At 60.1% G+C, this 12,290-nt stretch carries 13 protein-coding genes; 3 read left to right on the top strand and 10 right to left on the bottom strand.

What is annotated here, in order from left to right:
• Positions 1-111: 111 nt before the first annotated feature.
• A complete protein-coding gene (locus BN77_RS10095) occupies positions 112-738 on the top strand; it encodes an LOG family protein (protein ID WP_028746087.1) in 627 nt (208 codons plus the stop codon).
• Between the two features lie 32 nt (positions 739-770).
• Here BN77_RS10095 and rarD read toward each other — a convergent pair whose 3' ends face one another.
• The gene (rarD, locus tag BN77_RS10100) at positions 771-1,691 is read right to left on the bottom strand and encodes an EamA family transporter RarD (protein WP_007531234.1); all 921 of its coding nucleotides are present in this window, start codon (positions 1,689-1,691) and stop codon (positions 771-773) included.
• 108 nt (positions 1,692-1,799) lie between these two features.
• Here rarD and BN77_RS10105 point away from each other — a divergent pair, with 108 nt between their 5' ends.
• Positions 1,800-2,663 (top strand): protein-L-isoaspartate O-methyltransferase family protein, encoded by an 864-nt coding sequence (locus tag BN77_RS10105; RefSeq protein ID WP_007531236.1) that lies wholly within the window; start codon positions 1,800-1,802, stop codon positions 2,661-2,663.
• A 3-nt stretch (positions 2,664-2,666) separates the two neighbouring features.
• Here the strand turns inward: BN77_RS10105 and cimA are convergent, their stop codons facing one another.
• From cimA to cysS, 6 genes are read right to left on the bottom strand one after another with little or no spacing between them, the layout of a single operon-like run.
• Positions 2,667-4,283 carry a citramalate synthase gene (gene cimA, locus BN77_RS10110; RefSeq protein ID WP_007531239.1) on the bottom strand — a complete coding sequence of 539 codons (1,617 nt, stop codon included), beginning with the start codon at positions 4,281-4,283 and terminating at the stop codon, positions 2,667-2,669.
• 28 nt (positions 4,284-4,311) lie between these two features.
• Positions 4,312-5,271: a prolyl aminopeptidase gene (gene pip, locus BN77_RS10115; RefSeq protein ID WP_007531241.1), complete on the bottom strand. Its 960-nt coding sequence runs from the start codon at positions 5,269-5,271 to the stop codon at positions 4,312-4,314.
• Positions 5,268-5,744, bottom strand: a complete 477-nt coding sequence (locus BN77_RS10120; protein WP_007531243.1) for a GFA family protein — start codon at positions 5,742-5,744, stop codon at positions 5,268-5,270. Before BN77_RS10120 ends, pip begins: the two co-directional genes overlap by 4 nt.
• Positions 5,741-6,229 (bottom strand): GFA family protein, encoded by a 489-nt coding sequence (locus BN77_RS10125; RefSeq protein ID WP_007531245.1) that lies wholly within the window; start codon positions 6,227-6,229, stop codon positions 5,741-5,743. Before BN77_RS10125 ends, BN77_RS10120 begins: the two co-directional genes overlap by 4 nt.
• Complete coding sequence (locus BN77_RS10130; RefSeq protein ID WP_040677016.1) at positions 6,226-6,702, bottom strand: GFA family protein; 477 nt, start codon at positions 6,700-6,702, stop codon at positions 6,226-6,228. The genes BN77_RS10125 and BN77_RS10130 overlap by 4 nt, the downstream gene beginning before the upstream one ends.
• Entirely contained in the window at positions 6,699-8,090 is a 1,392-nt protein-coding gene (cysS, locus tag BN77_RS10135) for a cysteine--tRNA ligase (RefSeq protein WP_007531249.1), read from the bottom strand. Before cysS ends, BN77_RS10130 begins: the two co-directional genes overlap by 4 nt.
• Before the next feature lie 402 nt (positions 8,091-8,492).
• Between cysS and BN77_RS10145 the strand changes: the two genes are divergently transcribed.
• Positions 8,493-9,158: a glycoside hydrolase family 25 protein gene (locus BN77_RS10145; protein ID WP_425280233.1), complete on the top strand. Its 666-nt coding sequence runs from the start codon at positions 8,493-8,495 to the stop codon at positions 9,156-9,158.
• Between the two features lie 9 nt (positions 9,159-9,167).
• Here BN77_RS10145 and BN77_RS10150 read toward each other — a convergent pair whose 3' ends face one another.
• The 3 genes from BN77_RS10150 to BN77_RS10160 form a co-directional block, all read right to left on the bottom strand.
• On the bottom strand, positions 9,168-9,908 hold the full coding sequence (locus BN77_RS10150) for an SDR family NAD(P)-dependent oxidoreductase (protein WP_007531255.1): 741 nt from the start codon (positions 9,906-9,908) through the stop codon (positions 9,168-9,170).
• A 77-nt stretch (positions 9,909-9,985) separates the two neighbouring features.
• Positions 9,986-11,476, bottom strand: coding sequence for an amidophosphoribosyltransferase (gene purF, locus BN77_RS10155; RefSeq protein ID WP_007531257.1), 1,491 nt, complete (start codon positions 11,474-11,476; stop codon positions 9,986-9,988).
• A gap of 171 nt (positions 11,477-11,647) precedes the next feature.
• Positions 11,648-12,274, bottom strand: coding sequence for a CvpA family protein (locus BN77_RS10160; RefSeq protein ID WP_007531259.1), 627 nt, complete (start codon positions 12,272-12,274; stop codon positions 11,648-11,650).
• Positions 12,275-12,290: the final 16 nt, after the last annotated feature.

A 12,290-nucleotide genomic window follows, 5' to 3' on the forward strand; every position in this document is an offset into this window, starting at 1 on the left:
TAGCGATTCCCGCTGCTTTGCACAAGCAGTCAAAGTAGCCAGGCAAATGCAGGACGCAGGTTTTCCGTCATTTTTCTTGACTGAAGGCAGATAGAATAGTTGTTTGCCCCTATGACCGATCAATCTCATTCCATTCGCTCCATTTGCATTTACTGCGGCTCCCGACCGGGCAGCGATCCGCGCCACATGGCGGCCGGTCGTGCGCTGGGGAAGGAAATCGCCGAATATGGCCTGCGCCTCATTTATGGTGGAGGCACCAAAGGCATCATGGGGGCTGTGGCGAGCGGCGTGCTTTCGAATGGTGGTCAGGTAACCGGCATCATCCCCGAGTTCCTGATTGACATGGAGGCTACGCGCCATTCCCTCGGCCAGCTCAACGAGTTGATTGTAACGCCTGACATGCATACGCGCAAACATGCGATGTTCGAGCGCTCCGATGCATTCGTGGCTCTGCCAGGTGGCATCGGCACGCTGGAGGAGATCGTCGAGATTATGACCTGGGCGCAGCTCGGCCGTCACGAAAAGCCGATGGTCTTTGCCAACGTCAACGGTTTTTGGGACCCGATGATGGAGCTCATGCGGCACATGACGGACGAGGGCTTCGTCCACACGGCCCATCGCGTCCAGCCGCTCGTCATCGACGACATTTCCGAAATCATCCCCGGCATTATGGCGCAGGCGGCCGAAAATGCTTCAATCGACCGCGACGGTGAAGATGCCGTCATCTCAAAGATGTAAGGCCAGGGCCAAGGCTAGGGCCAAGGCCGGGCTTAGCGCTCCCGGCTCCCCTTGAGCATCGCCCAGCTGTAGAGGAACAGACCTGCCCAGATCAGAGGGAACGCGATCATGCGTGCCGTGCCGAGCGGCTCGCGGAAAACGAAAATTGCAATCAGGAAAATCATCGTCGGCGCGATGTATTGCATGATCCCGATCGTCGACAACCGCAACAGTTTGGCACCGTTGGCGTAAATCATCAGGGGGACGGCCGTGACGACGCCGCAACCGAGCAGCAGTGCGGTGTCGCCCAGTCCCGTGCGAAAGAAATGTCCTTGTCCGCTGCCGAGCTCGAGATAGAGAATGTAGAAAAACGCCGGAACGCTGAGGATCATCACTTCGAGAAAGAAGCCCTGATTCGGACCTAGCGGCAACGTCTTGCGAAACAGCGCGTAGAGACCCCAGGAAATGGTCAGAGTGAGCGATACCCAAGGAACGCCGCCGCTATCAAGCGCCAATACAACGACCGCTAGGCCGGCCAACGCAATCGCTGCGATCTGAACAGGCCGTAGCCGCTCCTTCAGTACCACGGCGCCAAGGAATATGCTGAACAGCGGATTGATGAAATAGCCGAGCGCGGCGTCGAGCGAATGACCGGTGCCGATCGCCCAAACATAGGTGCCCCAGTTGACTGTGATCAGCGAGGCTGTGAGCGCCGCCATGGCCATCATACGTGGTGAACGCAACGCCGTTCGGATATCCTGCGTCCGGCCGAGAACGATGAGCACGAGCCCTGCCAGGGGCAGGGACCAGAGAATGCGATGGGCGATGACCTCGGCCGGCGAAATATGAGCGACGGCCTTCATGTAGATCGGCAAGAAACCCCAAAGGAGATAGGCCGTCAGCGCAAAGGCGAATCCACGCGGACTGTCCTCGTTCTTGACGATCGGAGCGCTTGCGCTTGCATTGGAGGACATCGAGTGTTTCCATATTTGGTCTGGTTAAGGATCCGCTTAACGTAACGGACGTGAATAGGCCAATTCATTTCGGTGAATGAATGCCGGGTGATCGCGACGGTGAATAGCATGGACGAAGAGGCTCTTGCGAAGTGCCGCAGGGCATTTGCTTCCCGGGTGCTAGCGAAGGAGGGTGTGCAAGGCGACGACGCGCTGCTGCGGGCCTTCGCAACAGTTCCGCGCGAGCGGTTCCTGGGGCCGCCGCCATGGAGGATGGCCGGGTGGGGCGGTTATGTCGATGCCTCGGGAGACCCCTCCGTCGTCTATCAGGACGTCCTGTTTGCGCTTCAGCATGAGCGGCATATCAACAACGGTAGCCCAAGCCTCCACGCCCGGGGCATCCACAAGTTGGCGCTCCGCCAGGGGGACACCGTCTGTCATGTGGGCGCCGGCAGCGGTTACTACACGGCGATCATCTCCCTGCTCGTTGGCAGTGAAGGTCATGTCACCGCCATCGAATTCGACGGCGAACTGGCGAGACGCGCAGAAGACAATCTCCGCGACTATCCGAACGTTCATGTCGTCCATGGCAATGGGATCGAGTGGCCGCGTGAGCCGACGGATGCCGTCTATGTGAATTTTGCCATTCATTTTCCGGCCGAACCCTGGGTGGAGCGGTTGCGCGTCGGCGGTCGGCTGATTCTGCCGCTGGGTGTCCCTGATGTCGACGCCGCGGGGCCGACCGGCCTTGCTTCATACGCTGGCTTCTTCCTGTTCCGCCGCGAGGAGCATGGTTATGCTGCCGAATATCTTGGGGCCGTCGCGTTTGTTTGGGCGGAGGCCGTAAGGGGTGGTTTCGATAGTTACAGGCGGCTCGAAGCGGCCTTCTACAAGGGGGGTATGGACCAGGTCCGCGCCCTGCGCTGGAAGACCGCGCGGCACGGCAAGGAATGGTATTCGGAGGCGGACTGGGGCCTCGCTTTCGGAGCGTGAAGCCTACTCGGCGGCAATCTTGCCGGCTAGCTGCCGGTTCTTCATCAGCTTGTAGATCACCGAGTCCATCAGCGCCTGGAACGACGCATCGATGATGTTCTCAGACACGCCGACCGTCCACCAGCGAACGCCGTCGCTATCGGTCGATTCGATGAGGACGCGGGTGACGGCCTCGGTGCCGCCGTTGAGGATACGCACCTTGAAGTCGGCCAGAACCAGATCGTCTATCTCATGCTGGTATTTGCCGAAATCCTTGCGCAGTGCGAGGTCGAGCGCGTTGACCGGGCCGTCGCCTTCCGCGACCGACATGATCGTCTGTCCATCGATCACAATTTTTACGACGGCTTCCGAGACGATTTTCACGCGCCCATGGGAATCGAAGCGGCGCTCGACCATGACGCGGAAACCTTCGATCGAGAAGAACTCCGGGGTCGTCCCGAGCGTGCGGCGTGCCAGCAGCTCGAAGCTCGCATCGGCGCCTTCGTAGGCATAGCCGGAAGCTTCGCGTTCCTTGACCAGTGCGATCAGGTGATCGAGCTTCGGATCGTCCTTCCCGACCTCGATGCCACGGCGCTTCAGCGCGTTGATGAAGTTCGCCTTTCCACCCTGGTCGGAGACCATGACCTTGCGGAAATTGCCGACGCTTTCAGGTGTCACATGCTCGTAAGTACGAGGATCTTTCAGCAAAGCAGATGCGTGAATGCCCGCCTTCGTCGCAAAGGCGGAGGCACCGACATAGGGCATCTGGTGGTCCGGCGAGCGGTTCAAAAGCTCGTCGAACGCATGCGACAGGCGCGTCAGGCTGGTCAGCCGCTCGCTGTCGATGGACGTTTCGAAGCGGTTGGAATAGGTTTCCTTCAGCGCCAGCGTCGGGATCAAAGTCACAAGATTGGCATTGCCGCAGCGTTCGCCAATTCCGTTCAGGGTGCCCTGGATCTGCCGAACGCCTGCCTCCACGGCTGCCAGCGAATTGGCCACTGCCTGACCGGTATCGTTGTGCGCATGAATTCCAAGACAGTTCCCCGGTACGCCCGCAGCGATCAGCGCCTCGACGATCGCACGGATCTCCGGCGGCTGAGTGCCGCCATTGGTATCGCAGAGCACGACCCAGCGCGCACCCGCTTCGTAAGCCGTCTTTGCACAGGCAATGGCATAGGCGGGGTTTGCCTTATAGCCGTCGAAGAAATGCTCGCAGTCGACCAAAGCCTCCTTGCCCGCGGTGACGCAGGCCGTGACACTCTGCGCAATGCTTTCGAGGTTTTCCTCGTTGGTGCAGCCGAGCGCCACCTTCACATGGTAGTCCCAGCTCTTGGCGACAAAACAAATTGCGTCACTCTTGGCCTGCACCAGACTTGCCAAGCCGGGATCGTTCGAAGCCGAGATACCGGCTCGCTTCGTCATCCCGAAGGCAACGAAGCGAGCCTGTGTCGTGCGTTTCTCACTGAAAAAGGCAGTATCCGTCGGATTGGCGCCGGGATAGCCGCCTTCGACATAATCAAGGCCGAACTCATCGAGCAAGCTCGCAATCGCGATCTTATCCTCGACGGAGAAGTCGATGCCGGGCGTCTGCTGCCCGTCGCGGAGCGTCGTGTCGAAGAGGTAGATCTTTTCGCGAGTCATGATGGTGGTCCTGTCGGCCTTGCGGCTGTTATCGCTTTCCGGCGAACGTGTCCGTGGCGCGGATGAGCCTGTCGAGGATGCCGGGCTCAGAATAGGCATGGCCGGCGCCTTCGATCAGGTGAAACTCGGCCGTCGGCCAGGCCTTGTGCAGCAGCCAAGCATACTTGGCCGGGCACGGCATGTCGTAGCGGCCGTGCACGATGACACCCGGAATATCCTTCAGCTTGTAGGCATCGCGCAGCAGTTGGCCTTCTTCCATCCAGCCGGCATTGACGAAGAAATGGTTCTCGATCCGGGCAAAGGCATAGGCAAAGTCGGCGTCCTCGAACTTGCCGCTGGTTGCCTTCTCGGGCAATAGCGTGATGGTTTCGCCTTCCCAGATGCTCCAGGCTTGCGCGGCCTCGAGCGCGACAGCCCGGTTCGCACCGGTGAGCCGGCGATTGTAAGCCAACATCATCTCATGGCGCTCTTCCGGCGGGATCGGGGCGATGAACCTTTCCCACTTGTCGGGGAACATTTCCGACACCCCGAACTGATAATACCAGTCGAGCTCGGCCCTGGTGAGCGTATAGATGCCGCGCACAACCAGCTCGGTCACCCGTTGCGGATGGGTCTCGGCATAAGCAAGCGCCAGCGTCGAGCCCCAGGACCCGCCAAATACCTGCCACTTTTCAACACCTGCCATCTCGCGCAGCCGCTCGATGTCGGCGACGAGATGCCAGGTGGTGTTGGCGTTCAGATCCGCGTACGGCGTGGACTTGCCGCAGCCGCGCTGGTCAAACAGCAGCACATCGTAGAGTGCAGGATCGAACAGACGGCGGTGGCTCGGCGAGAAGCCGCCGCCTGGTCCGCCATGCAGGAAAACCGCCGGCTTGGCGCCCGGCGTGCCTGAACGCTCCCAGTAGATCTTGTGGCCGTCGCCGACGTCGAGATGACCAGACGCATAGGGCTCGATTTCAGGATAGAGGGTACGGAGCACTTCAGTCATATTTTGACGCCTTCGGCTGGCCAGATTGCAGTATCGTGATCAGGATGCTGGAAGGAGATGATCTTCTCCTGCTGCGAGTAATAATCCGGGTCTTGGTGGACAGGTTGGTCGAAGATCGTCTCGACCCACGGGATGCGTGCGTCGTAGTTGACCTGGATCTGCGGTGCCAGATCGCTACGATCGTCAAACGTGCCGATCGCCAGCTCGAGGCCGCCCGGGTGGCGGTAGGTCATTGGCGTGCCGCAGTTCTTGCAGAACCCGCGTTCGATGTTGACGGAGGATTGGAAGTAGCTCAGCTCGCCGCGCGTCCACTCCATGCCTTCGGTGGGCGCGGTCACGAGCGCGGAAAAGAAGCCGCCGAACTGCTTCTGGCACATGCGGCAGTGGCAGATCGAAGGCCGGCCAAGCTTGCCGCTGATGCGGAATCTGACCGCGCCGCACTGGCAGCCGCCGGTTCGAATGGGTTCGCTCATGTTGACGCTCCGGTTGGCCAATAGGCTGTGTCGTGGTCGGGATGCTGGTGGTTGCTCGCGGCGATCGCATTCCCACGCTCGGGCGTATCAGGTTCCGGCTCGATGGGCAGAGCGTCGAGTTCGTGAAACCAGCTCATTCTGCGTCCGGTGTTCGATTGCATCACCGGCTTGACGCTATCTGGATCGTCCAGTGAACCGAGCACGATGTTGATGAAATCCGCATCCGGAACATCATAGAAAAGCGGTGTCCCACAGTCTGCGCAAAAGCCGCGGCGAACGATGTCGGAGGAGTGAAACCACTTCGGTTCGCCGCGCGTCAGGATAAAATCCTCTCGCTTGGCCGCCGCGAGCGGCATGAAGTAGTTCCCGGCGGCCTTCTGGCACATACGGCAGTGGCAAAGATGCGGATAACCGAGTTCGCCTGCGGCCCGGTAGCGAACCGCGCCGCACTGGCAACCGCCAATGTTTTCCGCAGCCGCTGTCACGGATTTCTCTCCACAGGCCACTTGGTCGTGTCGTGGTCCGGATGCTGGTAGGAGATAATGTCGAGTACGAACGGAGCAGCCTCAGCGTCTTCTTCTGTCTCGCGTGCGGGTAACTCATGCAGGTGATCGACGAAACCGATCTTTCCCTCGGTGCCGAACTGGATGACTGGAGGAAGAGCGGACGGATCGTCGAAGGCGCCCGCCGCGACCGCCATGCCATCCGGTGCCTCGTAGGTCAGCGGCGTACCGCAATCGGAACAGAAGCCGCGCTCGACGAAGTTGGACGAGCGAAATCGCTTGCGCTCGCCGCGCGTCCACTCGAACTCGGCGCCGCGCACGGAAACCAGCGGGGCATAGTAGGCGCCGAACGCCTTCTGGCACATGCGGCAATGACAGATGGACGAATCATTCAACATTCCGCGAACCCGGAAGCGGATCGCTCCGCACTGGCATCCACCGGTATAGGTGTTCATCTCTTCACCTCCCACTTGGTCACTCGCTCTCCGGTGGCCGGATCCTTGCCGTCCTTGAGCTGGATGCCTTCGGCAAGCAGCGTCTCACGGATCTTGTCGGCTTCGGCGAAGTTCTTCGCCTTAAGAAGTTCGAGACGCGCCTTGACACGCCGGTCAATTTCGATCGCGACAGCTTCGTCGATCTCCGCCTTGGCGGGTAGGACACCCAGCAAAGCCGCGCTGGCGGCGAATGTCGCGTGGTCGCCCGACTGGGCAAGCACATGCAACGCCTGGATTGCTGCCACTGTGTTGAGATCGTCGGCCAAAGCGCTGACGACTGCAGCGTCGGGCTGCGCATCGGCAGCATCGGCTGCAGGCCACTTGGCCAGCAGGCGCTCGGCTTCCTCCAGACGCTTGACCGAAAAATCGATCGGTTCGCGATAATGGGTCATCAACATCGCGAGGCGCAGTACCTCGCCCGGCCATTTCCGGCCGCCGAACTTCTCGGTGTGCAGTAGCTCATAGATTGTCACGAAGTTGCCTTCAGACTTCGACATCTTGCGGCCTTCGACCTGCAGGAAGCCATTGTGCATCCAGACATTCGCCATGACCTTGGTGCCATGGGCACAACGCGACTGGGCAATCTCGTTCTCGTGGTGGGGGAAGATCAAGTCGAGTCCGCCGCCGTGTATGTCGAAGACCTGACCGAGATAGCGCTCGCTCATGGCCGAGCATTCGATGTGCCAACCGGGGCGGCCGCGACCCCATGGGCTCTCCCAGCCCGGCTCGCTCTCGCTCGAAAGTTTCCAGAGAATGAAGTCGCCGGGGTTCTTCTTGTGCGCATCGACGGCGATGCGGGCACCGGCCTGCTGTTCATCGAGATTGCGCTTCGAAAGCTGACCGTAGTCGACCATCGATTTGGTGTCGAACAGCACTTCGCCGGCAGCCTGATAGGCATGGCCCTTGGCGATCAGTTTCTCGATGATTTCGATCATCTGGGCGATGTTGTCCGTTGCCCGAGGCTGGATCGTTGGGTCGAGGCAGCCGAGCGCCTTTGCATCCTCGAGATATTGCGTCTCGGTTTTTTCGGTGACGAGCCGGATCGCTTCGTTCAGCGGCAAACCGGGATGGTCACGCAGTGCCCGCGCGTTGATTTTGTCATCGACGTCGGTGATGTTGCGGGCATAGGTGACATGCTCGGCGCCATAGACATGGTTCAGCAGCCGAAACAGAACGTCGAATACGATCGCCGGGCGGGCGTTGCCGATATGGGCATAGTCGTAAACCGTCGGGCCGCAGACATACATGCGGACATTATGCGGATCGATCGGCGCGAATGCCGTCTTTTCGCGTGTCAGCGTGTTGTAAAGCTTCAGTTCCGGCTTCTTCGTGTCTGGCGCGCCGGCCATGTCTACTCTCCCAAATGCAATGATCCGAAAAATGCTTCTGCCCGGCGGGCCGGGGCGTTTCTCATCTTGGACTTTTCAGGAGACGAAAACGGCCAGGCCAGCGAGCGCGCTAGCGAATAATTTTCCGGCAGATAATGCAGATAACCGTTTTCATGGCGGGTTTTATGGCGCGTGATCCGGGTTTGGTCAAGGGCGTTCGTCGTATGCAATTCGATTGCCGCGACGAACGCCCGAATCGCAAATGCAGTCCGGGGCTGGCGCCATCTGCCGCGACCTCACAAAATTTTGCTACAACGGTGCAAGCAACTATCGAGTGGTGGCGTGAAAACCCTCTATCGGACAGCTCTCGCAGCGGTGATTCTGGCTGTCGCGATCGCATCGTATCTGGCATACGATCGCGCCATGGCACCGTTCACTCCACCGACGCTTACGGACTATCCCATACAGGGCATCGACATTAGCCACCACCAGGGCGTCATTGACTGGCATGTCGTGGCGCGCCAACCGAACGTCCGCTTCGCGATCATGAAGGCGACCGAGGGCGGCGACCACCGCGACAGGCTTTTTGCGGAAAACTGGAAGGCGGCGAAGGAAGCCGGTATCGTGCGCGGCGCGTATCACTTCTTCACCTTCTGCCGTCCAGGCCGCGAGCAAGCGCGCAATGTGATGACAACCGTCCCGGTCGAGGTGGGTACGCTGCCTCTCGTGATCGACCTCGAGTTCACCGGCAACTGCGGCAAGGTGCCGACGCTTGATGAACTGAGCGCGGAGATCAACGCATTTTTTGACGAACTGAACGGTACCTATCCAGGCAGGCCGATCTTCTATCTGAACCAGCAGTTCTTCGACCAATATCTGAAGGGAAACAAGGCCCGTTTCCCCGATCACTATCTCTGGCTACGCAGCATCGCACAGGAGCCACGGCAGAACGATTGCCGCGACTGGACAATCTGGCAGTATGCCGACAACGGCAGGCTCGAGGGTATTCAGGGGATGGTGGATCTCAACGTGCTATGCCTGTCGCAAACAGGCCTCGCCGACCTGTTCCCGGCGATTGCTAGGAACTGAGGAACGCGCTCAGCTCGGCAGATGATAATCGACGAGCCTGTTCTCGCGAACGATGAAGAGCTTGCCGGTCTCGGTCACATCTGGTCCGACCAGCGGCAGGATCGCCTTGGCGACCTCCGAGGGATGCGGCAATGTCTCCGGATCTTCTCCGGGAACCGCCTGAGCACGCATGGCGGTGCGGGTCGCACCCGGATCGACGCTGGTGATGCGAAGGGGCGTGCGCTGTGTTTCGCCTGCCCAGGTGCGGGCAAGCGCCTCGACAGCGGCCTTGGAGGCGGAGTAGGGACCCCAGAACGGGCGACACTTGTGCGCAGCACCGGACGAAAGAATAACGGCGCGGCCGGCCTCGGAGCGCGACAGCAGCGGATCGACGGAACGGATCAGCCGCCAGGTCGCGGTGACGTTGATGGTCATCACCTTGTCGAAGGTCTTTGCCTCGATGTGCCCGATCGGCGAAATCACGCCGAGTACGCCTGCGTTAGCCACGAGAATGTCGAGCTTGCCCCAGCGCTCGAAGATCGAGGCGCCGAGCGCGTCGATCGCGTTCATGTCGGCGAGGTCGAACGGGACGAGGGTTGCCGAGCCGCCAGCCGCCTTGATCGCATCATCGAGATCCTCGAGACCACCGACCGTGCGGGCGCAGGCAATCACATGCGCCCCGGCCTTTGCGAGCTCCAGCGCCGTGAAATAACCGATGCCGCGGGATGCGCCGGTGACGAGCGCAATCTTGCCTTCAAGGTTGATGGTCATGGTCCCCGGTCTCCCGTAGCTGAAAAAGCAAGGGGCGCAATAAGCGCCCCTTGCTCAAATGTCAAAGCCAATGGCTGTCAGCCGTTGGTCGCCAACAAGGAAACCTTGCGACCCATCGTTTCGCCGTCCTTGTCGAGAAGGCGGGTTGGATAGTCGCCGGTGAAGTAGTGGTCGGTGAATTGCGGACGGGCATCATTACGGTCCTCACCGCCCACGGCACGGTAGAGGCCGTTGATCGATAGGAACTCCAGGGAGTCGGCGCCGATGTATTTGCACATGGCTTCGAGACTGTCGTACTGGTTGGCCAGCAGCTTCTCGCGATCGGGCGTGTCGATGCCGTAGAAGTCGGGATAGTAGATCATCGGGCTGGCGACACGCAGATGCACTTCCTTGGCGCCGGCATCGCGGATCATCTGCACGATCTTCAGCGAGGTGGTGCCGCGCACGACCGAATCGTCAACGAGAACGACGCGCTTGCCCTCGATCATCGCCCTGTTGGCCGAATGCTTCAGCTTCACGCCAAAGGCGCGGATCTGCTGCGTCGGCTCGATGAAGGTGCGGCCGACATAGTGGTTGCGGATAATGCCGTATTCGAACGGAATGCCGCTCTCCTGCGCATAACCGAGCGCAGCCGGCGTGCCTCCATCCGGTACGGGAACGACGACATCAGCCTCAACAGGTGATTCCTTGGCCAGATTGATGCCCATGTTCTTGCGGGCGACATACACGCTGCGGCCGCCGACGACTGAGTCCGGACGGGCGAAGTAGACGTATTCAAACAGGCAGAGGCGCTCCGGCTGGCCGTTGCCAGCCTTGCGAGCGTCAATCGAGATCGACCCATCAGGCTGGATTTCGCAAATAATGACTTCGCCGTTTTCGACATCGCGAACGAATTTCGCGCCGATGATATCGAGCGCGCAAGTCTCCGAGCAGAAGATTGGCTTGCCGTCGAGTTCGCCCATGACGAGGGGACGGATGCCGGTGGGATCACGGGCTGCGATGAGCTTCGTGCGCGTCATGGCGAGCATCGAATAACCGCCTTCCATCTGGCGGATCGCGTCGATGAAGCGGTCGGCGGTAGAGGTATAGCGCGAGCGCGCGATGAGGTGGAGGACGACTTCCGTATCGGACGTAGACTGACAGATGGCGCCACCGGCAATCAACTGTCGGCGAAGGGTGAGCCCGTTCGTGAAGTTGCCGTTATGGGCGATGGCGATGCCACCGACTTCAAGTTCCGCAAAGAGCGGCTGCACGTTGCGCAGCGCTACTTCGCCGGTCGTTGAATAGCGATTGTGGCCGATCGAGATGTTGCCGGGAAGGCGGGCGAGGGTGGTCGGGTCCGTGTAGTGATCGCCGACCAGGCCCATATGTCGTTCCGAGTGGAAGCGCAGTCCGTCGAAGGAGACAATACCCGCTGCTTCCTGCCCGCGATGCTGGAGGGCATGCAGGCCGAGGGCCGTCAAGGTAGACGCATCGTCATGGCCAAGGATGCCAAAGACGCCGCACTCTTCGTGGAGAGTGTCTCCATCGATTTCATCATTGAGCGTCAAGGAATGAGACTGGTTCATCGATGCGGGCCTTTGCTCTCACAAGAATGGATCGGCTTTCCATAGCATGACGCCGTCATCATGCGTTTTAAACGGCTGAGGCCCGGCGGAGCGGATGCCCGGCCGGACCTTTATTCACGTTCCCCCCAAATGGCAGTTGCCAGGCGGCGGGTCAAGCTGTTGAACACTGCGTCAATTAGACGGCTGCTGTGCACCATTCGCAGGGGCGGGCGCTGCATCTTCGGCTGGCGCTTGGTCGGATGCAGGCGCGTTGCCGCTTTCAGTATTGCCGCCCTGCGGCTGAATTTTGTCCATCACGCTCGCCCGCACCATCTGCGCGAATTCGGCCGGCAGTACGGACTGCAACTTGACAACCATTGAGTCCAGGAACGGCTTCGACTTGGCGTTGTTCACCCAGGCCGGACGGTGATCCACGTCCACGAGCCAGTTCCAGAAAGCAACAGCGACGACGAGAAGAAGTATGCCCCTAGCCGCGCCGAAGAGAAAGCCCAAAGTACGGTCCAGAGCGCCGATCCGGCTGTCGATGATGAAGTCCGCGATTTTCATGGTGATGAAGGAGATCACGATCAGAGCGATCAGGAACACCACCGCGGCCGAGCCGACGATCGCGATACGGTCGTCATCCGTGTACTTCTTCGCGTAAGGAACGAGGTAGGGATAGAAATAGTATGCGGCGGCTGCGGAGCCACCCCAGCTTGCGATCGAAAGAACTTCGCGGGAGAAGCCGCGCACCATTGCAAGTACGGCGGAGAAAAGAACGACGCCGATAACAATACCGTCGAAAATCGTAATGGGCATATAAATTTAACTCCAG

The sequence above is a fragment of the Rhizobium mesoamericanum STM3625 genome (assembly GCF_000312665.1).
Taxonomy (GTDB): Bacteria; Pseudomonadota; Alphaproteobacteria; order Rhizobiales; family Rhizobiaceae; genus Rhizobium; species Rhizobium mesoamericanum.

Excerpts from the sequence above, each read along its gene's own strand:
- rarD (WP_007531234.1), bottom strand. The coding sequence starts at position 1,691 with ATGTCCTCCAATGCAAGCGCAAGCGCTCCGATCGTCAAGAACGAGGAC.
- cimA (WP_007531239.1), bottom strand. The coding sequence starts at position 4,283 with ATGACTCGCGAAAAGATCTACCTCTTCGACACGACGCTCCGCGACGGG.
- BN77_RS10150 (WP_007531255.1), bottom strand. The coding sequence starts at position 9,908 with ATGACCATCAACCTTGAAGGCAAGATTGCGCTCGTCACCGGCGCATCC.
- BN77_RS10160 (WP_007531259.1), bottom strand. The coding sequence starts at position 12,274 with ATGCCCATTACGATTTTCGACGGTATTGTTATCGGCGTCGTTCTTTTC.
- pip (WP_007531241.1), bottom strand. The coding sequence starts at position 5,271 with ATGACTGAAGTGCTCCGTACCCTCTATCCTGAAATCGAGCCCTATGCG.
- BN77_RS10145 (WP_425280233.1), top strand. The coding sequence starts at position 8,493 with ATGGCACCGTTCACTCCACCGACGCTTACGGACTATCCCATACAGGGC.
- BN77_RS10105 (WP_007531236.1), top strand. The coding sequence starts at position 1,800 with ATGGACGAAGAGGCTCTTGCGAAGTGCCGCAGGGCATTTGCTTCCCGG.
- BN77_RS10095 (WP_028746087.1), top strand. The coding sequence starts at position 112 with ATGACCGATCAATCTCATTCCATTCGCTCCATTTGCATTTACTGCGGC.
- purF (WP_007531257.1), bottom strand. The coding sequence starts at position 11,476 with ATGAACCAGTCTCATTCCTTGACGCTCAATGATGAAATCGATGGAGAC.
- BN77_RS10120 (WP_007531243.1), bottom strand. The coding sequence starts at position 5,744 with ATGAGCGAACCCATTCGAACCGGCGGCTGCCAGTGCGGCGCGGTCAGA.
- BN77_RS10130 (WP_040677016.1), bottom strand. The coding sequence starts at position 6,702 with ATGAACACCTATACCGGTGGATGCCAGTGCGGAGCGATCCGCTTCCGG.
- cysS (WP_007531249.1), bottom strand. The coding sequence starts at position 8,090 with ATGGCCGGCGCGCCAGACACGAAGAAGCCGGAACTGAAGCTTTACAAC.